19 protein-coding genes are annotated in these 20,278 nt (G+C 58.2%); 13 read left to right on the top strand and 6 right to left on the bottom strand.

Annotated features, from left to right (window positions below; genetic code table 11):
• Window positions 1-37 precede the first annotated feature (37 nt).
• On the bottom strand, window positions 38-940 hold the full coding sequence (locus ACN28Q_RS03330) for a MurR/RpiR family transcriptional regulator (RefSeq protein ID WP_230469406.1): 903 nt from the start codon (window positions 938-940) through the stop codon (window positions 38-40).
• A 163-nt stretch (window positions 941-1,103) separates the two neighbouring features.
• Window positions 1,104-2,729 (bottom strand): ABC transporter ATP-binding protein, encoded by a 1,626-nt coding sequence (locus ACN28Q_RS03325; protein WP_095845027.1) that lies wholly within the window; start codon window positions 2,727-2,729, stop codon window positions 1,104-1,106.
• Between the two features lie 381 nt (window positions 2,730-3,110).
• Between ACN28Q_RS03325 and ACN28Q_RS03320 the strand changes: the two genes are divergently transcribed.
• The 6 genes from ACN28Q_RS03320 to ACN28Q_RS03295 all read left to right on the top strand — a co-directional run bounded on the left by ACN28Q_RS03320 (window position 3,111) and on the right by ACN28Q_RS03295 (window position 10,076).
• A complete protein-coding gene (locus ACN28Q_RS03320) occupies window positions 3,111-3,641 on the top strand; it encodes a MarR family winged helix-turn-helix transcriptional regulator (protein WP_230469407.1) in 531 nt (176 codons plus the stop codon).
• A 94-nt stretch (window positions 3,642-3,735) separates the two neighbouring features.
• On the top strand, window positions 3,736-5,067 hold the full coding sequence (locus ACN28Q_RS03315) for an NAD(P)/FAD-dependent oxidoreductase (RefSeq protein WP_095845026.1): 1,332 nt from the start codon (window positions 3,736-3,738) through the stop codon (window positions 5,065-5,067).
• A 52-nt stretch (window positions 5,068-5,119) separates the two neighbouring features.
• A complete protein-coding gene (locus ACN28Q_RS03310) occupies window positions 5,120-6,790 on the top strand; it encodes a peptide ABC transporter substrate-binding protein (RefSeq protein ID WP_095845025.1) in 1,671 nt (556 codons plus the stop codon).
• Window positions 6,791-6,849: 59 nt separating this feature from the next.
• On the top strand, window positions 6,850-7,800 hold the full coding sequence (locus ACN28Q_RS03305) for an ABC transporter permease (RefSeq protein WP_095845024.1): 951 nt from the start codon (window positions 6,850-6,852) through the stop codon (window positions 7,798-7,800).
• A gap of 8 nt (window positions 7,801-7,808) precedes the next feature.
• Window positions 7,809-8,693 (top strand): ABC transporter permease, encoded by an 885-nt coding sequence (locus ACN28Q_RS03300; protein ID WP_230469408.1) that lies wholly within the window; start codon window positions 7,809-7,811, stop codon window positions 8,691-8,693.
• A gap of 54 nt (window positions 8,694-8,747) precedes the next feature.
• On the top strand, window positions 8,748-10,076 hold the full coding sequence (locus tag ACN28Q_RS03295) for an NAD(P)/FAD-dependent oxidoreductase (protein WP_095845022.1): 1,329 nt from the start codon (window positions 8,748-8,750) through the stop codon (window positions 10,074-10,076).
• A gap of 10 nt (window positions 10,077-10,086) precedes the next feature.
• Here the strand turns inward: ACN28Q_RS03295 and yghU are convergent, their stop codons facing one another.
• Entirely contained in the window at window positions 10,087-10,953 is an 867-nt protein-coding gene (yghU, locus tag ACN28Q_RS03290; RefSeq protein WP_095845021.1) for a glutathione-dependent disulfide-bond oxidoreductase, read from the bottom strand.
• A 223-nt stretch (window positions 10,954-11,176) separates the two neighbouring features.
• Between yghU and gss the strand changes: the two genes are divergently transcribed.
• Entirely contained in the window at window positions 11,177-13,048 is a 1,872-nt protein-coding gene (gene gss / locus ACN28Q_RS03285) for a bifunctional glutathionylspermidine amidase/synthase (RefSeq protein WP_095845020.1), read from the top strand.
• A gap of 49 nt (window positions 13,049-13,097) precedes the next feature.
• Here the strand turns inward: gss and ACN28Q_RS03280 are convergent, their stop codons facing one another.
• Complete coding sequence (locus tag ACN28Q_RS03280; protein WP_413541185.1) at window positions 13,098-14,207, bottom strand: YncE family protein; 1,110 nt, start codon at window positions 14,205-14,207, stop codon at window positions 13,098-13,100.
• A gap of 381 nt (window positions 14,208-14,588) precedes the next feature.
• On the opposite strand from ACN28Q_RS03280, the gene ACN28Q_RS03275 reads away from it, so the two are divergent.
• A complete protein-coding gene (locus ACN28Q_RS03275) occupies window positions 14,589-15,518 on the top strand; it encodes an aldo/keto reductase (RefSeq protein WP_230474294.1) in 930 nt (309 codons plus the stop codon).
• 22 nt (window positions 15,519-15,540) lie between these two features.
• Here the strand turns inward: ACN28Q_RS03275 and ACN28Q_RS03270 are convergent, their stop codons facing one another.
• Entirely contained in the window at window positions 15,541-16,047 is a 507-nt protein-coding gene (locus tag ACN28Q_RS03270; protein ID WP_095848889.1) for a glycine zipper family protein, read from the bottom strand.
• 1 nt (window position 16,048) lies between these two features.
• Window positions 16,049-16,390: a hypothetical protein gene (locus ACN28Q_RS03265; RefSeq protein ID WP_095845019.1), complete on the bottom strand. Its 342-nt coding sequence runs from the start codon at window positions 16,388-16,390 to the stop codon at window positions 16,049-16,051.
• A gap of 371 nt (window positions 16,391-16,761) precedes the next feature.
• Here ACN28Q_RS03265 and ACN28Q_RS03260 point away from each other — a divergent pair, with 371 nt between their 5' ends.
• The 5 genes from ACN28Q_RS03260 (at window position 16,762) to ACN28Q_RS03240 (ending at window position 20,274) form a co-directional block, all read left to right on the top strand.
• Entirely contained in the window at window positions 16,762-17,148 is a 387-nt protein-coding gene (locus ACN28Q_RS03260; protein ID WP_095845018.1) for a hypothetical protein, read from the top strand.
• 196 nt (window positions 17,149-17,344) lie between these two features.
• Window positions 17,345-18,421 (top strand): methyltransferase, encoded by a 1,077-nt coding sequence (locus ACN28Q_RS03255; RefSeq protein WP_095845017.1) that lies wholly within the window; start codon window positions 17,345-17,347, stop codon window positions 18,419-18,421.
• 60 nt (window positions 18,422-18,481) lie between these two features.
• Window positions 18,482-19,210, top strand: coding sequence for a beta-ketoacyl synthase chain length factor (locus ACN28Q_RS03250; RefSeq protein ID WP_095845016.1), 729 nt, complete (start codon window positions 18,482-18,484; stop codon window positions 19,208-19,210).
• Window positions 19,203-19,997, top strand: coding sequence for a lysophospholipid acyltransferase family protein (locus ACN28Q_RS03245; protein WP_095845015.1), 795 nt, complete (start codon window positions 19,203-19,205; stop codon window positions 19,995-19,997). Before ACN28Q_RS03250 ends, ACN28Q_RS03245 begins: the two co-directional genes overlap by 8 nt.
• Before the next feature lie 19 nt (window positions 19,998-20,016).
• Entirely contained in the window at window positions 20,017-20,274 is a 258-nt protein-coding gene (locus ACN28Q_RS03240) for a phosphopantetheine-binding protein (protein WP_095845014.1), read from the top strand.
• Window positions 20,275-20,278 lie beyond the last annotated feature (4 nt).

Here is a 20,278-nt window from a genome sequence, read left to right as displayed (position 1 = left end):
CTTTGCCGCATGGTAACGCCTGCCGATCGGCAGGCGGTTATCGCACCGGCTTTTTGGGTTTTGTGATGGAGTTATTCAGCTCATAAAGCCGGTTCATGGTTTGCAGCGGCACCTGCGGGGAAGCGGCGGTAAGCGCCAATACCAAAATCTCTAGGCCGACCAGCGGGGTGCCATGAACCGGCATTTTCCCCGGCTGCGCGCTGCGGGGAATGAAAATCACCGCATCGGCGGCCTTACCGAACACCGAATCGTGGGTGCCGGTCAGTAAAATCACCGGGATGCCCAGCCGGCGGGCTTCATTTAGCGTGGTAATGCCTTCACGGTGGGCGCTGCGCTGCGCCATCATGATCAGCACATCCCCCTTGGCCATGCCGATCAGTTGTTCATTCAACGATAACCCGGTGCGGTTGAGCACATAGGCCGGGGTGCCATTGCGGTTGAACTGCCGGGCGGTGTATTCCGCCAGAATGGCGGAGGCGCCCAGCCCAAACACCGCCACGCGCGCCGCCCCCTGCAGCAAGGCCGTCGCCTGCGCTAACGCCCGGCGGTTGTTTTCTTCGGCCAGCGTTTCACAGGCCACGCGGTAACCCTCCAGCACAAAGTCAATACTGGCGTTGACGTCGGGTTTTAATGCATTGATGGTGGAGGCCATCTTGGCGGCGGGGGAGAGCGCTTGCCCCAGATAGCTGGTCAGCACGTTTTTCAGATCGCGCAGCCCGGAAAAGCCCAACGCCTGGATGGCCCGCACCACCGATGCGTCCGAGGTGTGAGTTTCCGCCGCAATCTCAATGGCCGTTTGATTCAGCACGGCGCTGCGGTGCTGATCGATATACATGGCAACCGTATACAAACGCGGGGACAACAGATGCTTGCGGTGACGCAAGCGTTCGCCGTACAGATCCTGGGGCGCAGGGGTTTTTTTAGCGTTTGGCGTTTTCACGGTATGACCAGTCAGGTTGTATCAAGATATACCCTTCATTGGCCGGGGATGGGTGCTTTGATAAGCGTTATCATCTGCCGGTATGCCGCATGATGGATAATGTTGCCGGTGGAGTCAATGCTTGCACCGCATTGCCGGTATCAGCGGCAATGCGATCAGGGGGTTAGCGTTCGCTGCCGGGGATGGCGCTCACCAGCTTTTGGGTATAAGGATGGTGCGGGGAAAAGAACACCTCATGCGGGGTGCCTTGCTCAACGATCTCGCCCTTGTACAGCACGGCGATTTCATCGCAAATCTGGCTCGCCACGCGCAAGTCGTGGGTGATGAACATGATGGCGACCTGGGTTTTTTGCTGCACGTCGGCCAGTAATTGCAGCACCTGCGCCTGCACGGAAACGTCCAGCGCGGAAACCGACTCATCGGCCACCAGCAATACCGGATCAAACATTAACGCCCGGGCGATGCCGATGCGCTGGCGCTGCCCGCCGGAGAACTCGTGTGGGTAGCGGTTATAGGCGCTTTCATCTAGCCCAACCAGCGCTAACAGACGCAGCGCCTTTTCCCGCACTTCATGGCGGGTCATGCCGCCATGGGTCAGCGGGCCGACCGATAAAATTGTGCCGATGGTTTGGCGCGGGTTAAGGGAGGCGAAGGGATCCTGAAATATCATCTGGATCCAGCGGCGCAGCGGGCGAAATTCCGCTTCGGAGATCGCCACGATATCGCGCCCGTCAAACAGAATCTGCCCGGAATCCGCCGCCAGCAGCTTGACCAGAATGCGGCCCAAAGACGATTTCCCCGAGCCGGATTCGCCGACGATCCCCAGCGTTTTGCCTTTGTGGATGGTGAAGTTAACGTTATTAAGCGCCCGCACCTGGCGTTTCTTCGTCAACCAGCCGCCAGAAGCGTTATAGGTTTTTTGCAGGTTATTCACCTGCAGCACGATCGGGCTGCTCTCCTTAGCCGGTTTTGGCTGGCTGGCCATGCGCGGCACCGCGGCAATCAATTGTTGGGTATAGGGGTGAACCGGCTGCGACAGCACCTGGCGCGCATCGCCGGCCTCAACCAGGCGGCCTTTTTGCATCACCAGCACGCGGTCGGCCATCTCTTCCACCACGCCGAAATCGTGGGTAATAAACATCACGCTCATGCGTTTGCGCTGCTGAATCGTGCGGATCAACTGCAGTATTTGCGCCTGGGTGGTGACGTCCAGCGCCGTGGTAGGCTCATCGGCGATCAGCACGTCCGGATCCAACGCCAGCGCTATGGCGATCATCACCCGCTGGCGCTGGCCGCCGGAGAGGTTGAACGGATACTGATGTTGCACCGTCAGCGGGTCGGGCAGGCCCACTTCGCTCAACAGGGAAAGTACCTTTTGCTGGCGTGATGCGGGCGTGCCGACCTTATGCGCTTCCATCACTTCGGCGATCTGCTGGCCGATGGTCATGATCGGGTTCAGCGCCGAGAGCGGATCCTGGAAAATGATCGCAATGGCGCGCCCCTGCAGGTTGCGCAGTGCGGCCGGCGTTTCCTGCAGCAGGTCTTTGCCGTGCAGGCATATCTCACCGTGTTGCACCGTGAGCACCTTCGGCAGCAACCCCATCGCCGCGTGCGCCGTCACGGATTTCCCGGAGCCGGATTCGCCGATAATGCACAGAATTTCACCGGGATAGAGTGCGAACGAGAGGTTTTCCACCGCGTATTGACGATCCATACCCGCCGGCAAGGCGACGGTTAAGTTTTTAACCGACAGAATCGGGGTCGTTGGGGCTGGTTTAATCTGTGTCATGGCAAGCGACCTCTTTCCCTAACGTGCGTGACGAGAAAAGCACCGTTTCCGGGCCAGCGGCTTCCCCCTGGCGCGCAGGTATTTATTTAACAGATTATGTAAGGTGATTGTTATTAACCCATACCCTATACAGCCGTCGCTGATATATAAAATATGTTTTTATTATGGGTGGTGTCTTGGCGTATAAATGCCGGCCGGTTGATTAATGACGATTTTTCCCGAAGGATAAATGCCAGTGGCGGTGCGTTGGGTTAAATGGCGCTGAATGCACCAAAGAGAATAAGAAAAAGCTATGATTAAATTAGTTGTAATTGTCTACTAACCTACCAATAATAATTTTGCAACCTTGAGTGGGCGATTGTTATTTTTCTGGTGTTGATTATGGATATCTTTCGTGAGGTGTCGATGGCAGATCAAGAAAAGAAATTGGGCCGCCACAGCACCGAGGCGCTGGATCTGGGCGTGCTGGGGCAACTGCTGAGTTTTTATATTCGCAGCACCAATATCGCCGTCTCGCGCGATCTGGATAAAAAGCTGGCCGGGCTGGAAGTGGCGAAAGGAACGGGGAAAATCAGCACGTTATTAATTGTTGCGCGCTATCCCGGCATCCGGCCTTCGGCAATCGCCGAAGTGATAATGCGCGATCGTTCCGCCATGGGCCGGCTATTAAATCAAATGGAAACCCAGGGGTTATTAATCCGCAAAATTGCCATCGACGACAGCCGATCGCAGGCGCTTTATCTCACTGAACACGGCCAGGAACTGGCGGAAAAAGTCACTAAACTGGTCGCGGAACAGGAGGAGACATTTTTCCAGGCGGTTTCTGAACGAGAGAAAGGCTTCGTGATTAATATCCTTAAACGGGTGCTACATGATAACGGCGCATTTGAATGGGCGGCGCAAGAATATTAATTCATTCCCGTTGCAATCAGCACGATGAAAATAGCATTGCGGCGTTAAACATACGGCCGATTTTATTTTTCCCACCGGAACAGAGAGCAGAATAATGCCTGGACCTTTTGTGGTGCCTGTGCACGGCGATGGCGCATTGCCAAAAAACGTCGATGTCGTGGTGATTGGCGGGGGTATCATCGGCGCCGCGACGGCGCTGGAGCTTGCCGAACAGAAGGTAAGCGTGGCCCTGTGCGAAAAGGGCGGTATCGGCCATGAGCAATCCAGCCGCAACTGGGGCTGGGTGCGGCTTTCGCGCCGCGATCCGCGGGAGATCCCGCTGATGGTGGCGGCGCTGAAGATTTGGCAAACCCTGGACAGCCGGCTGGCTGCGGATACCGGCTATCAGCGTGCGGGCATTGTCTTTACCTGCCACAGCGAAAAAGAGTTCGCCGAGCATCAGCGCTGGTGCCAATCCATCAGCGATTACGCCTTCAGCACGCATATGCTCGATAGCCGCCAGTTCCAGCAACGGTTTCCGGCCACGCCGGTGGTGCCGCTGGGCGCGATGTACGCACCCGAAGATGGCCGGGCCGAACCGCAAAAAGTGGCGCCGGCGCTGGCCGAAGCGGCGCGCCGCAACGGGGCGGCGATCTTGACCGAATGTGCGGTGCGCGGCATTGAAACCAGCGCCGGGCGGGTTTCCGCCGTGATTACCGAGCGCGGCGCCATTGCCTGCCAAAGCGTGGTATTGGCCGGCGGCGCCTGGTCCGGGCTGTTTGCCGGCCGTTTTGGGCTGCGCCTGCCGCAGTTGAAAGTGATGAACAGCGTGTTGCGCACCGCTCCGTTGGCGGGCGGGCCGGAAGAGGCGCTGTGGTATGAGGATTTCGCCATCCGCAAGCGGCAGGACGGCGGCTATACCGTGGCGTCCGGGCATGAAAACATCGTGGATATCGTGCCCGACGCCTTCCGCCATGCGCGCCCGTTTTTGCCGGCGCTGCGCAGTGAATGGCGTTCGTTGCGCCCGCGCCTTGGCTGGCGTTTTCTGGATGAGGCGCGCCTTGGCCGACACTGGGCGATGGATGAAGCCAGCCCGTTTGAATACTGCCGGGTGCTGGATCCGAAGCCTTCCATGGCGCTTTCCCAGCGGCCGTTTGAGCAGCTTAAACGCCATTTCCCGCAGTTCAACCAGGCGCGTATCGTCCAGCGCTGGGCCGGGTGCATCGACGTGGTGCCGGACGCGGTGCCGGTTATCTCGCCGGTGGATAGCCTGCCAGGCTTTTTTATCGCCACCGGTTTTTCCGGCCACGGCTTCGGCATTGGGCCGGCGGCGGGGAGGCTGATGGCGGATCTGGTGCTGGGCAGGCCACCGATTGTCGATCCGCGGGCGTTTCGTTTTTCACGTTTTTCAGACGGTTCCAAAATCGACATCATCAGCGGCATTTGATCGTTAGCCTGGCCGCGATGGCCTTGTCAGACCTTAACCTGAGGGAATCACGATGACCGATAAGCTTACCGACGCATTACCCCAGCTTTCCCGCCGCAAAGCGCTGATCTATATGGCAGCCGGCGCAGCCACGCTGGCGCTGCCTAACCTGTTTGGTGTGGGGCGCGCGCTGGCGGCCCCGCCGGCCCAGCGCAAGGGGCAGATGATTATCGGTTTCTCGCAGGAGCCCACCGTGTTCAACCCGCATTTGCCGCATATCGAAGTTGATGAGGGGCTGCATTTCAGTTTATTTGATCCGCTGTTTGCCATCGATCCGCAGGGCAATTTCACCCCCTCGCTGGCGGTGGAAGTGCCGACGGTGGCGAATGGCGGCATCTCTGCCGATGGCCTGCAGTTTCGCATCAAACTGCGCGACGGCGTCAAATGGCATGACGGCCAGCCTTTCACCGCCCAGGATGTGAAGTTCACTCTCGAGCTGCTGGTGGATCCCAACTTCCGCAGTTGGCGTAAAACCGGGCATGAGCTGGTGCGGGATATCCAGGTGGTTTCGCCGACGGAAATCACCTGGCGCATGGCGAAACCTTTCGCGCCCTATACCTCGATTCTGGCGTCAACCTTCATCGTGCCCGAGCATATTCTTGGGCCGCTGGCCGACAAGAACACCGCGCCGTTCAACAATGCGCCGGTGGGCACCGGGCCTTACAAATGGCAGCGGCGCATCCCCGGCGATCATATTGAATTGCTGGCCAATGCGGACTACTTCAACGGCGGGCCGTACCTGGAACGGATCATTTACAAATACATCCCCGATCTGAACGTGATGTATACCCAGTTCGCATCAGGGGATATTGATGTGGTCGGCCTGCAGTGGATTACGGCCGATCATTACGACGACGCCAAAAAGTTGCCGGGCAAGGCGGTGGAAGTGGTCGCCAGCGCGACGGTGGAAAACTTCGCCTTTAACCTGGGCAAGCCGCAATTCCAGGAGCTGGCGGTGCGCCAGGCGATCTATTACGCCATCGATAAGCAGACCATTATCGATTCCCTCTACTATGGGCTACCGAAGCCAACGGAAACCTATATGCCGGTTGGCTCCCAGTATTACAACGCCGCGTTGCCCAAGCATGAGTTCAACCTCGATAAGGCCAAACAGATCCTTGATGAAGCCGGGTGGCAGCCCGGTTCCGACGGCATCCGCCAAAAGAACGGCGTTCGCCTGTCGTTTAACAACTCCACGACCGCAGGCAACCACCTGCGCGAGCAAATGCAGCAGTTCCTGCAGCAAACCTTCCAGGAGGTGGGCATTGAGATGAAAATCGCCAACCTGCCGCCGGCGGTGATGTGGGGTGAATTCTGGATGATGTCGCAGTTTGATTCCTCCATCGTCGGGCTGAACTTCCTGACCGGCGCCGATCCGGACACCTCCGACTATATGCGTTCTACCGCGATCCCGGCCAAAGGGGGATCGGGACAGAACACCTTCCAATATCAAAACCCGGAAGTTGACCGCCTGTTGAGCGAAGGCAGCGCCACCTTCGTGCCGGAACAGCGCAAGGCGGTGTATATGAAAATCCAGGAAATCGTGCGCCAGGATATGCCTTTCCTGCCGTTGTTCCCGTTTGCCACCGTGCGCGGGCACAAGCAGGGGATCGAAAATGTTATTCCGAATATCAATGTGCGTATCGACAGCTGGAACGTGGGCACCTGGTATTGGCATAGCTAATCGCGTTCAGCGGCCGGCGGCGCGCTGCCGGCGGGATGTAATCAGGTGGGGAGGTGATCATGCTGAACTTTTTGATACGGCGGCTGTGGCAAAGCGTTGTGCTGCTGTTTTTGATCTCGCTTATCGGTTTCGCGGCGCTGAATCTGGCGCCGGGCGGCCCGCTGTCGCAGTACACGCTCACCCCCGGCATGAGCCAGGAGGCGCTGAACCGCATTGCCGAACAGATGGGGCTGAACCGCCCGCTGCCGGTGCAGTATCTGGACTGGCTGAGCCATTTGCTGCGCGGCGATTGGGGCCGCTCATACCGGGACGGGCAGCCGGTGCTGACGATTATTTTCGCCCATATTCCCGCCACCTTATTGCTGATGGTGACGTCAGGCGTGCTGGCCGCCACTATCGGTACCTGGGTGGGGATCCGCAGCGCTGTGCGGCGCTATAGCCTGTTTGACGATATCGCCACCGTCGCCTCGATGATTGCGCTTTCCATTCCCACCTTCTGGTTCGGCCTGGTGGCCATTTACGTTTTTGCGCTGAAGCTGCAATGGCTGCCGGCGGGCAATATGTACACCATGGGCGATGGCTCGGTGCTGGATGTGGCGCGGCACCTGGTTTTGCCGGTGCTGGTGCTGACCTTTGTCGATGTCGCGATCTGGAGCCGCTATATGCGCAGCGCAACGCTGGATGTGATCAACCAGGACTTCGTGAAAACCGCCAGAGCCAAGGGGCTGACGCCGCGCCGGGTGTTGATGAAGCATGTGGTGGGCAACGCGTTGTTGCCGATGATCACATTGGCGGGGATGCAACTGCCTACCTTGCTGGGCGGGGCGCTGGTGGCGGAAACGGTATTCACCTGGCCCGGCATGGGGCGGCTGTTTCTCGACAGCCTGGGATACAGCGATTACCCGGTGGTGATGGGGCTGTTGATGTGCTCCGCCATTCTGGTATTGCTGGGCAACCTGCTGGCAGACGTGCTGACCGCCGTGATCGATCCGCGTATTCGCCCCGCATAAAGGAGACGATGATGACCGCTTCTTCGGTTATAACCGCGCATTCTTCCGCGCACCATTGGTGGCACAGCCGTACGCTGCGCCGCTTCCTGCGCCATCGTATGGCCTGCGCCGGGCTGATTATGATTGTGTTGATGACCCTGGCATGCGCCTTCGGCCCGCTGCTGTTGCCGTTTGACGATCTGCATATCGATTTACGCAACCGTTTCGCGCCGCCGCTCACCGGCTGGCACCTGCTGGGCAGCGATCCGCTGGGGCGCGATACCCTGGCGCGGTTGCTGATGGCCGGGCGTATTTCGCTGCTGGTGGGCTTCTTTTCCATGCTGCTTAGCATTCTGTTTGGCGTGGCGATCGGCATCACTGCGGGCTATTTCGGCGGCCGCATCGGCAACCTATTGATGCGCGTGGTCGATGCCTTCCTGTCATTTCCCAGCGTCTTTTTGCTGCTGGCGCTGGCGGCGTTTATTAAACCCAGCCCGCTGATGATCACCGTGATTATCGCCGTCACCAGTTGGATGGAGGTGGCGCGCATCGTGGAGGCCGAAGTGCGTTCGCTGCGCGAGCGTGAGTTTATCCTGGCGGCCCGGATGCTGGGGCTGTCGAACCGCTGGATCATGTTCCGTGAACTGCTGCCCAACGTGATCGGGCCGATCATCGTGGCCGCCACGCTCACCGTGGCGCGCGCCATTTTGCTTGAAGCCTACATCAGCTTCCTGGGCTACGGCATTCAGCCGCCGTTACCCAGCTGGGGCAACATGTTGAACGGCGCTCAACAGTATCTGGTGCGCGCGCCCTGGCTGGCGTTGGCGCCGGGCATCGCGATTACGCTCGCCGTCACCAGCTTCAACTTTATTGGCGACGGCCTGCGCGACGCACTGGATGCCCGCAGCGACTAGGCCGAGTCCCCGGTTAACGGGATCGAAGAAAAGAATCATTGAGGTGGGGGAAATATGGGGCCGAATGTTGATTTGGTGGCGTCATCGCCTGAATTTCCGCATGAAACGGAAGTTGTGGTGGTTGGCGGCGGGATCGTGGGGGTGGCGACGGCGCTGGCGCTGGTGGCGCGCGGCGTGCCGACGGTGCTGTTGGAAAAGGGCCTGGTGGCGGCCGAGCAATCGAGCCGCAACTGGGGGTGGTGCCGCCGCACTGGGCGCGATCTGCGCGAGCTGCCCCTGATCAACCTTAGCATGCAGCTATGGCAGGGGATGAATGAACGCTTGGGGCGGGAAACCGGCTTTCGCATCACCGGCATCGGCTATGCCGCGCGCAGCGATGCGCAGCAACAGCGCTTCCAGCACTGGGTGCAAGAGGCGCGCCAGCACGATATACACAGCGAATGGCTGACGCAGGCCCAGTTGCAACATAAGTTGCCCGGTTTGAGCGCCGGCGTGCAGGGCGCGCTGTTTACTGAACTGGACGGGCGGGCAGAACCGCAGAAAGCGGCGCCGGCGATGGTGGCCCACGCCATGGAGCAGGGGTTGAACCTACAGCAACACTGCGCCGTGCGCGCCATCGAGCGGGCGGGGGGCCGCGTCAGCGAAGTGGTGACCGAGCGCGGCGCCATCCGTTGCCGCACTGTGGTGGTGGCCGGCGGCGCCTGGTCGCGGCTGTTGATGCAAGGCTGCGGCGTAACCCTGCCGCAGCTTAAGGTGCTGTCGACGGTGTTTCGTACCGGGCCGACGGATTTTGATCCCGGCAGTTGCATCAGTCTGGGCACGGTGGCGCTGCGCAAACGGCTGGACGGCGGATTGACGGTGGCAAGCTCCATGACCAGCAAAGCGGACATCACCCCGGATTCGCTGCGCTTTGCCCGCTTGTTTATGCCGGCCTATCGGGTGGAACGCCAGACATTATCGCTGCGGTTGGGCCGGCGCTTTATGGAAGAGTTGCTGTATTGGCGGCCGGGCCAGGCGGATAGGGTGTCGATTTATGAACACATTCGGGTGCTCGATCCGCAGATTGATCCACGGGCGGTGCAGCGCATCGCCGATAATCTGCTGCAGGCGTTCCCCGCCCTGGCGCCCCTGCCGATTGCGCAAAGCTGGGGCGGCATGATCGACACCATGCCGGACGCCATTCCGGTGATTTCCGATGTGCCGGCGGTGCCGGGGCTGTTTCTGGCCACCGGCTTCTCGGGGCACGGCTTCGGCATCGCGCCGGGCGCCGGCCAACTGATGGCGGATTTGGCGACCGGCGCCCCCCCCAGTGTGGATCCACACCCGTTCCGCCTGGCGCGCTTTAGCGATGGCGAACGGATCCGCGCGCAGCACTGGTTGTGAGCCGCTGCGGCTATGCCTGGCGCTTATCTTCAGTATTGTTGATGAAATCGCTGGCGGCATGGCGCTCATGCAGTTGTTCATCAAGCGGGCCAAAACTGCGGTTAACGATGCGCCCGCGTTTGACCTCCGGGCGGTTGCCGACATCGTTGGCCCAGCGCAGCACGTTGGTGTAACTGCCGGCATCCAGAAACTCCGCCGCGTTGTAGACATTGCCAAGCACCACGTTGCCGTACCACGGCCAGATAGCCATATCGGCAATGGTGTATTCGCTGCCCGCTACGTACCTGCCGCGCGCCAGCTGTTTATCCAGCACGTCCAGTTGGCGTTTGGCCTCCATGGCAAAGCGATCGATGGCGTACTCGATTTTCACCGGCGCATAGTTGTAAAAATGGCCAAAACCGCCGCCAAGGAACGGTGCGGAACCTTGCAGCCAGAACAGCCAGTTCAGGGTTTCAGTGCGCCCGGCCAGATCCTGTGGCAGGAAGTGACCGAACTTTTCCGCCAGATACAGCAGGATATTGCCGGATTCGAATACGCGGATCGGCGGCGTGGCGGAATGGTCGCTCAGCGCCGGGATTTTCGAGTTGGGGTTGACGGCAACAAAACCGCTGGAGAATTGCTCGCCTTCGTTAATGCGGATCAGCCAGGCATCGTATTCCGCTGCGCTAACGCCGAGCGCCAGCAACTCTTCGAGCAGGATGGTCACTTTCTGGCCGTTGGGCGTGCCTAGCGAGTAAAGCTGCAGCGGGTGTTTACCCACGGGCAGGGCCTTTTCATGCGTCGGCCCTGAAACCGGGCGGTTGATGTTGGCGAACGTGCCGCCGTTATCTTGCTTCCATTCCCATACCTTTGGCGGTTGATAGTGATTGTCTGACATGTTGCCTGCCTTGTTGATGGATGTTCAGGTAGTTTAACAGGTGTTGGCGAACGTGCCTGCCTGGCAGGCACGGCGCTAAAAAGTGCGGATTCTCGGGTTTGGCGCCGTCATCCTGGGCCAGCGGTGCTATGATAATTCTCTTGTTTCAGCTATTGCCTGGACGGGGCTCTCAGGGGATTTTCTTCGGCCGGCTGTCTGGGCAGCATGAAGGTAAGGTCAGGTAATGAGTAAGGAAACAGCAGACAACGATGCGCCGTTTGGCACGTTGTTGGGGTATGCGCCGGGTGGCGTAGCGATTTATTCATCAAATTACAGCAGTCTTGATCGGCAAAACCTGCCGGATGACGCTTCATTTCGCAGCTATATCGATAACGAATACATGGGGCACAAGTGGCAGTGCGTTGAGTTCGCCCGCCGCTTTCTGTTTTTGACCTATGGCTTCGTTTTTACCGATGTCGGCATGGCCTATGAAATCTTCTCGCTGCGCTTTTTACGCCAGGTGGTGAATGACGATATCCTGCCTTTACAGGCCTTTGCCAACGGCTCGCGCCGCCCGCCGGTAGCCGGTGCACTGCTGATCTGGCAAAAAGGCGGCGAGTTCAGTAAAACCGGCCACGTGGCGGTGATCACCCAGTTGCGGGGCAATAAAGTGCGCATTGCCGAGCAGAACGTGGTTGACGCACTGTTGCCGCAGGGGCAGCAGTGGACGCGCGAACTAGCGCTTGAGGTGGCCGATGGCCATTACACCCTTCGCGATACCTTCGATGACACCACCATCCTCGGCTGGATGATCCAGACCGACGACACCACGCACAGCCTGCCGCAGCCAGGTATTCCCGGTGAAGAGTTGGTCATTCATGGCGCCCGGCTGGAAAACCACGGCCAGTTCGACGGTAAATGGCTCAACGAGCAGGATCCGTTACAGATGGCCTATGTCCAAGCTAACGGTGGCCACATTATCAACCAGGATCCCTATCAATATTTCACCATCACCGAAAGCGCCGAGCAGGAGCTGAACAAGGCGACCAATGAACTGCATCTGATGTACCTGCACGCGACGGACAAGGTGCTGAAAGATGACAATTTGCTGGCGCTGTTTGATATTCCGAAAATTCTCTGGCCGCGTTTACGCCTCTCTTGGCAGCGCCGCCGGCACGATATGATCACCGGCCGCATGGATTTCTGCATGGATGAACGCGGCTTGAAAGTGTACGAATACAATGCGGATTCCGCATCCTGCCACACCGAATGCGGGCTGATCCTCGAACAGTGGTTGCAAAAGGGCTATAGCGGCCAAGGCTACAACCCTGGGGAGGAACTGCTCGGCGAGCTGACCGGCGCGTGGAAACACAGCCTGGCGCGGCCGTTTGTGCACATCATGCAGGATGCGGATCTGGAAGAGAATTACCACGCCCAGTTTATGCAGCGTTCGCTGACGCAGGCCGGCTTCGACAGCAAAATCCTCTACGGGCTTGATGAACTGAGCTGGGATGCCGCCGGGCAGCTTATTGATGGCGACGGCCGGCTGGTGAACTGCGTGTGGAAAACCTGGGCCTGGGAGACGGTGATTGAACAGGTGCGCGAAGTCAGCGCCGCCGAATATGCGGCGGTGCCGATCCGCACCGGCCGGCCGGATCACGAAGTGCGCCTGATCGACGTGCTGATGCGCCCCGAAGTGATGGTTTTCGAGCCGCTGTGGACGGTGATCCCGGGCAATAAAGCGATCCTGCCGGTGCTGTGGTCGCTGTTCCCTAACCACCGCTACCTGCTGGATACCGATTTTGTGGTCAATGAGGAGCTGGCGAAAACCGGTTACGCCATCAAACCGATTTCCGGGCGCTGCGGCAGCAACATCGATCTGGTCAGCCACCACGATGAGGTGCTCGATCAGACTTCCGGCCAGTTTGTCGATCGCAAAAATATCTACCAGCAACTGTGGTGCCTGCCAAAGGTTGCCGGTAAGTATATCCAGGTCTGCACCTTCACCGTTGGCGGCAACTATGCCGGCAGCTGCCTGCGTGGCGATGATTCGCTGGTGATCAAAAAAGAGAGCGATATTGAGCCGTTGATTGTGCTGAAGGATAACCAGAAGTAGGGCGGAGGGCCGCCTGATGATGCAGCCAGCATGGCTGGCTGCATTATTCCTAGTGTGCCGGCGCCGCCGGGTTCAACGGGATCCGCACCACCTTATCCGGCCCTTTGGATGAGGTGTCTTTGTTCAAATCCTGTTTCACCGTCACGTACAGCGTTTGGCCATCCGGCGACACCAGCAGGCTATTCGGGTGCGGCTCGAACGTCCAGCTCTGTTTCACCGCATAGCTAGTGGCATCCACCTGCAATACCTTGCCGGCTGCACGTTGCGTGATGTAAAGCTCGTTGCGCACCGGGTTGAATTTGATGCCCAGCGCGTCGCCGGTATCCAACCGTTTAATCACCTTGCCGCTGTGCTCATCGAATACCAGCGTGGTTTTCGCTTTGGAATTGTCGGTCACAAACAGCCGGCCAGTGGTGGGATCTTCCGCCAGGTTGAGGAACAGGTATTCCTTGCCGTCGTCTGGCCGCCAGCGCGCTTCGATCTGCTGATTACGCGGGTTGATCACCAGGATTTCACCGCCGCCGTTGGCGGCATAAATACGCTGAGCCGTCGGCGACCACAACAACCCCGTCACCCATCTGCCGGCGTTTTTGATGCGCGATTTCAGCTCCAGGGTTTTCGCGTCCACAACCCAAATGACGCCTGGATCGCGCACGCCGCCGACATACAACGCGCCGTCATGATAGATAATTTCACGTGCGCCGTAAAAGGTGCCCTTTTGGTTTTTATCGCCGATCAACAGGCGATTTTTTACTTTGCCGGTTGCGGTATCCACGGCGGTAACGCCGCCATCGAGGGTGTTGGTGAGATACAACGTGGTGCCTGCGGGATCGATCGCCATACCAAAGTTTTTCAGATCGGTATGGGTGGTGCCGGTCAGCGCCAGCGTTGCCGGGTTAAGGCGGTAAACTATGCCGCCGTTAACCCCTTTGAACGATTGCGCGCTGGCGACAAAAATAGCCTGCGCCGGCTGGCTGTAGGCCATTTCGTACAGGCCATCGCCCAGCTCATTTTGCTGCACGTTGGCAGGCGTTGCGGCGGCGGGTGGTTGCACGGCGGCCTTCGGGGCCGGCGCCTGGCAGGCCGTCAAGGTGAAGGCGGCCACGATGGCCACCGCCAGCAGCGGCATACGGGGAGTAAACGGGTGTTTTATCATCATACTTTCCATAGTAAATGCACGATATCGCTCGGCAGCAATCCATTCTTGATAGTCAACCGGCTGCGGTATCTTGCTGTTTTTCCGGTGGTAATGAGCATTATGCCGGTGCGGCATAATGCCCCCACCATAGCCTAAAAAACGCATGCCATATAAATGATAATCGTGCTCATTATCATTTATGGTGTAAGTAAATGTAAATATCCGCGGTTACCGCCATCGTCGTGGGGGCGTCGGCCCTGCCGCAGGCCAGGGCGACTATATTCATATCAGTTGCCAATGGGTTTGTTCACCACGGGGGTTCGCGATGGATACCATAAACAATCAGTTGAAAGGGGCGGCATTGGGCTGCCCGCGTTGCCGCCGGCGGGAGGGCGGCGGGCGATGGCCGCGTTGAACCGGCGCCAACTGTTGCGCCTGGCGGCGGTGTGCGCCACCGGCGGGGTGTTGCGGGTGGCCACCGGGGCGCCGCCAGGCCCCACGCCACAGGCCCGGCCGATGCCCACCCGGCCTATCCCCAGCAGTGGGGAGGCACTGCCGGTGATCGGGCTTGGCACCTACCGCAGCTTTGACGTCAGCCCCGGCAGCAGTGACTATGCCAAACTGCCCGCCGTGCTGGATGCGCTGTTTGCCGCTGGTGGTAGCGTGATCGACAGTTCCCCGATGTATGGGCGGGCGGAACAGGCGGTGGGGGAACTGCTGAGCGTGCGTCAGCCACGGCCGCGGGCGTTTCTTGCCACCAAGGTATGGACTTCAGGCCGCATGGCCGGCATCCGGCAGATGGAAGAATCTTTCCGGCTGCTGCAAACCGATCGCATCGATCTGATGCAAATTCATAATCTGGTGGACTGGCAGGCGCATTTGCCGGCGCTGCGCGAGATGAAAGCCGCGGGGCGTATCCGCTATATCGGCGTAACGCACTACACCAGCACGGCTTATGACGCGTTGGAAAAGGTGCTGAACAGCACCGAACTGGACTTTTTGCAGATCAATTACGCGCTGGACGATCGTGACGCCGAAGCGCGCCTGTTGCCGTTGGCGCAGGCGCGCGGTGTCGCGGTGATTTGTAATACGCCGTTCGGCGGCGGCGGCCTGCTGCGCCGGTTGGCTTCCCTGCCGTTGCCCGCCTGGGCCGCCGAGGTGGGCGCGGCGTCATGGGCACAGCTGGCGTTGAAGTTTTTGCTCGCCAACCCGGCGGTGACCTGCGCGATACCGGGCACTGGCAACCCGCGTTACATGGCCGAAAATGCGGCGGCGGCCAACGGGCAGGCCCTAAGCCCGCAGCAGGTAAGGGCACTGGTTGCCCTTGCCTGAGCGCGCCAGTCGGTTGCGAGCGTTAGGGATGGTAATCGGGCGGCACCTCTGGCGCGGCGTCCTGCTCGGTGCGTTCATCCCAGGTGTATGACTGCGGCACCTTGTTGCCCTTGGCATACATACACTGAATGTAAATGACGTCGTACTGATCCTGCAGCGAACCCTGGCTGTAGCCGCCGTTGCCATTGGCCACCGCCGTGCCGGCCAGCAGCCCGCCGGCGGCGCCGATCGCCGCACCGTTGGCGGTGCCGCGTGGGCCGCCGGCTGAACCAAGCAGCGCGCCGGCGGCCGTACCGATGGCGGTACCGGCGGCGACGGTGGCCAGGCCTTGGTTGTTGGAGGCGTCGGCGGCGCCGCCAAGGGTATTGTAGGCCGCGTTCCTGCAGGTGGCGTCATCCAGCCTGAACTGTTCGTAAGATTTGCTGCTGCCCGGCATCGCCATTACCGAAGGCGCCGTGGGCGTTGAGACACAGCCGGCCAGCGCAACGCCTGCAAGCAAAAGCGACAACTGCGTATAAGCCTTTTTCATTTTAATCATCTTCTCTATCGGGTTGGGCATGATCGGCCACGACTTTCATCCATCCTCTCGGGCAGCGCGCGATCTGCGGATAGTACCCGGCCGGATCGGGGCAGTAGTAGCGATAATGCGGCGCCTTTTCCACCCATGCCTGCGGGTGTGGCGGCTCAACGTAGATCACATGCGGCGGCGGGGGCGGGTAGTCGATAATCACCTCGCCCCAGGGCACGAACGGCGGGCCCCAGGGGTAATCTCTCCCCGGGCCAGGCCCATGCGGCCAGGCAAATATCGGCGCACTGAAACCGGCCATCACCAGCAGGCCGGCCACAGACAAGGCTCTCTTCATCTTTCTCATGATCCTCTCCGCAAATGATAACGGCTCTGGCACTATAGGCCGCCCGTGGCGCGGCGTCCTGCAACGGTGTTTAAAGAAACCGATAAGAAGAATCAGCAAGTTTGTTTACATGACATATTATGTCTACATTGCGCTTTATACCCTTCATACTTCAAATTGCAGGTGAATTGGCTTTTCTCGCTCACTCTGTTTCGCTTTGTTGGCGAATTAATCCGCTATTGTAAATAGTGTAATTTTGTTTATTTGTGCTATCATGCGCGCGGAATTGTAATAAATTATCTTTAAACTGTGGAAAAGCTTACATTTCACAGCGGGTGTTGGTTATCTTATAGCCAACGCAGGATTGGATTATTCACAGGGACTTGGACCTTATGAAAAAACGTTATTTTTTAGCCACGTTGTTTTGTGTTTTCACTCTGGCTGGTTGCGCGCGTACGGCACCCGTTCTTAATGTTTCTACACCAATTACCGCGCAATACTCTGGCGATCAGGTGAAGAGAGCGATTCTTCAGGCGGGGTTAGAGCGTGAATGGATTATGACCCCAACCGCACCTGGCGTAATTAATGGGCATATCGATCAACGTGGTCACGTTGCAGATATTCGTATTAACTATTCTTCTAACGGTTATTCCATAACCTACGTCAATAGTCAGAACCTGCTGGCAGCGCAAGGAAATATTCACCGGAATTATAATCGGTGGATTAATAATCTGAATCGTGAAATTCAGTTGAAACTCGCGGCAGAAAAAATTCAATAATTGCTGTATAGGCCGAATATCCCGCAATAATTCGAGTAGCAGGGCAAACGCGTTTTTGAACGGCGCGGGCAGCGCCCTCATCGCGGTGCGGCCCAGGGATGGGCCGAGTTACCAAGCTAATACATCGGCAACGCGAGGCATGGCGGGCTTATTCAGCCGTTAATCACTGCCAGACCTGAAACTGAAGGAAGATGTTGTGCCCTACGGATATGACAAAGAAAAACTAAGTGGGTTGGAAGCGATAACGGAAGCTCAGCGTATTGCTTTTGCCCCAATGCTGTTTCAGGCCGCGGTGAATTTACGCGATTTCGGTATTCTGGCTTACCTCGATCGGTGTGGCCAACAGGGCGCATTGAGCGAAGATATTACTCGCGAAGTATCGTTGAGCCGCTATTCCGTTGAATTATTGCTGGATGTCGGGTTAAGCAGCCGAATCATTCTGCAACGCGAAGGGCGTTACTTTCTGGCAAAGGTCGGCCATTTTTTACTGCATGATGCGATGACCCGCATCAATATGGATTTTACCCAGGATGTTTGTTACCAGGGCTTGTTCCATTTAAACGCGGCACTGCGGGAAAATAAACCGGCGGGGCTATGCGTTTTTGGCGATTGGCAAACCATTTATCCTGCGTTAAGCCAATTACCCAGTGCCGCGCAGGAAAGCTGGTTTGCGTTTGACCACTATTATTCCAGCGCCGCCTTTGATGCCGCATTACCCCATGTTTTCGGACTGCAACCGAAGATCATGTATGACGTGGGGGGCAATACCGGCAAGTGGGCGATGCGCTGCTATGACGCTATGCCTGATGTGCATACCACGATTCTTGATTTACCCGAACAGATCGCGCTGGCGGCGGCGAATATTAACGCCGCGGGCAAGTCCGAACGTATCAAGGGGATGGCGGTGGATATGCTATCGGATACTCCGCTTCCCGCGGAAGCGGATGTCTGGTGGATGAGTCAATTTCTTGACTGTTTCAGTGAAGAACAAGTGGTCGCTATTTTGCGCAAAATTGCTGGCGTAATGAAACCCCAGGCGCGGGTATGCATCCTGGAAATATTTTGGGATCGTCAGCGATGGGAAGCCGGCGCGCTTAGCCTCAATGCTTCCTCACTTTATTTTACCTGTTTGGCAAACGGTAACAGCCGTTTTTACGCCGCCAGGCATTTTTTACCGTTGGTGATGGAAGCCGGTTTCGAGATTGAAAAGCAGATTGATGGCTTGGGTATCGGCCATACGCTGCTTATTTGTAAAAAAAAGGCTGTGGGTTAATACACCGGCATCTTTGATCTGCGCATTGCCGCCGCTAATTCAGATGAGAAAAAAGAACCTATGAAATTAGCCTTTTCACTCCTTGACTGGCAGGCCCGGGCGCCGGGGCTGGACCAGCCTGACGAATGGTTGCAGTGGGCGCATAGGGCCGGTGTGATTGATGCTCAACAGCCGCTGGCCAAATGTAGCCAGATCCCCATGATGGCCGCGCGCCGTCTTAATCGGGGCAGCGCCGCTGCCGTTGACTGCGGGTTGGCTTTGATGCGCAGGCAACATGTCAACGCCATCGTCTTCACCAGCCGCCACGGTGAGCTGGAGCGTAATTTGCGTATCCTGCAGGCGTTGAGCCGCGATGAGACGCCATCGCCTACCGATTTCGCGATGTCGGTTCACAATGCCGCCGCCGGCAGTCTCACGATCGCCGCCGCCGCCGCGCTGCCATCAACCTCGCTGGCGGCGGGCATAGACTCATTTCAGCAAGGGCTGGTCGAAGTAGCGGCTTTGCACGGCGCCGGTTACCAGCGCGTTTTACTGGTGGATTTTGACGGCGATATTCCCGCGTTTTATCACGGCCAGATACCGGCGCAGATGCCGCGTTACCCCTATGCCGTCGCGATGGTGCTGGCGCCCGGCTCGGCATTGGCTTGCGAATCGTTTACTTGCACTACGCGGGAGGAGCCTGCCATGGTGCAAAGTCTGCAGTTTATGCAGGCGTTGCTGGCGGATAAGCCCGTCTTTGCCATCGGCGGCGAACGAATTAGCTGGCACTGGGCGCGGCACGATGGTTAAGCCGTTTTCACTTACGGCGGGTATTTTCCCGTACCTGAATCGCATGTGGCGGCTGGTGATGACCGGCTGCTGTTTTATCTTGTTTGCCTTGGGCGGGCTTTGGCTTTCGCTGGGGTGGATGAATCTGCTGCGCGTGGTGCAACCTGATAAGCGTAAACGGCGCCAACAGGCCAGGCGCAGCATTGCCACCAGTTTTCGCTTCTTTTTGTCTTGCGCCCGGGCGACTGGCGTACTGGATTACCGTATTGAAGGGCTGGAGACGCTGCAGCGGGAACGGGGCTGCCTGGTGGTGGCCAATCATCCTACCCTGATTGACTACGTATTGCTGGCATCGGTTATGCCTGAAGTCGACTGTTTGGTAAAAGCCGATTTGCAAAGGAATATCTTCTTCCGCGGCGTGATCCGTGCTGCGGATTATCTGATTAATAGCCAGGCTGACTCGCTGTTGCCTGCTTGCCGGCAGCGGTTGGCGCAGGGGGATGTGATCCTGATTTTCCCGGAAGGCACCCGTACCCGGCCGGGGCAACCCTTGGCATTGCAGCGCGGTGCGGCGAATATTGCCGTCCGCTGCGGCTGCGATCTGCGTGTTGTGCACATTCGCTGCAGCCAACAAACGCTGGGCAAACATAGCCGCTGGTATCAGATCCCGAATGAGAAACCGCTTTTTACCCTCACGGTGACGCAGCGCGTCAGTAGTGCTTCATTTATCACCAGTCATGATGCGCTACCGCTAGCGGCACGCCGTCTGAATCGTTTTTTGCAACATGCTTTAACACCAGAGCATTGATAACTTCTGAGAAATATATATGGACGAATTATCCCTTGAAATAAAGCAAATGATTATCGACGCCTTGAACCTGGAAGAGGTCTGCGTAGACGACATTGACACCAACGCCCCTTTGTTTGGCGATGGGTTGGGTCTGGATTCTATTGATGCCCTGGAACTGGGGCTGGCGGTGAAAAATCGCTATGGCGTGATGCTCTCGGCAGAGAGTAATGAAATGCGTCAGCATTTTTTCTCGGTGGCTACGCTCACCGCCTTCATCAACGCTCAGCGCGCGTGAGTGC

This window comes from Gibbsiella quercinecans (assembly GCF_002291425.1).
Taxonomy (GTDB): domain Bacteria; phylum Pseudomonadota; class Gammaproteobacteria; order Enterobacterales; family Enterobacteriaceae; genus Gibbsiella; species Gibbsiella quercinecans.
This window is presented reverse-complemented; position numbering and strand designations above follow the sequence as displayed.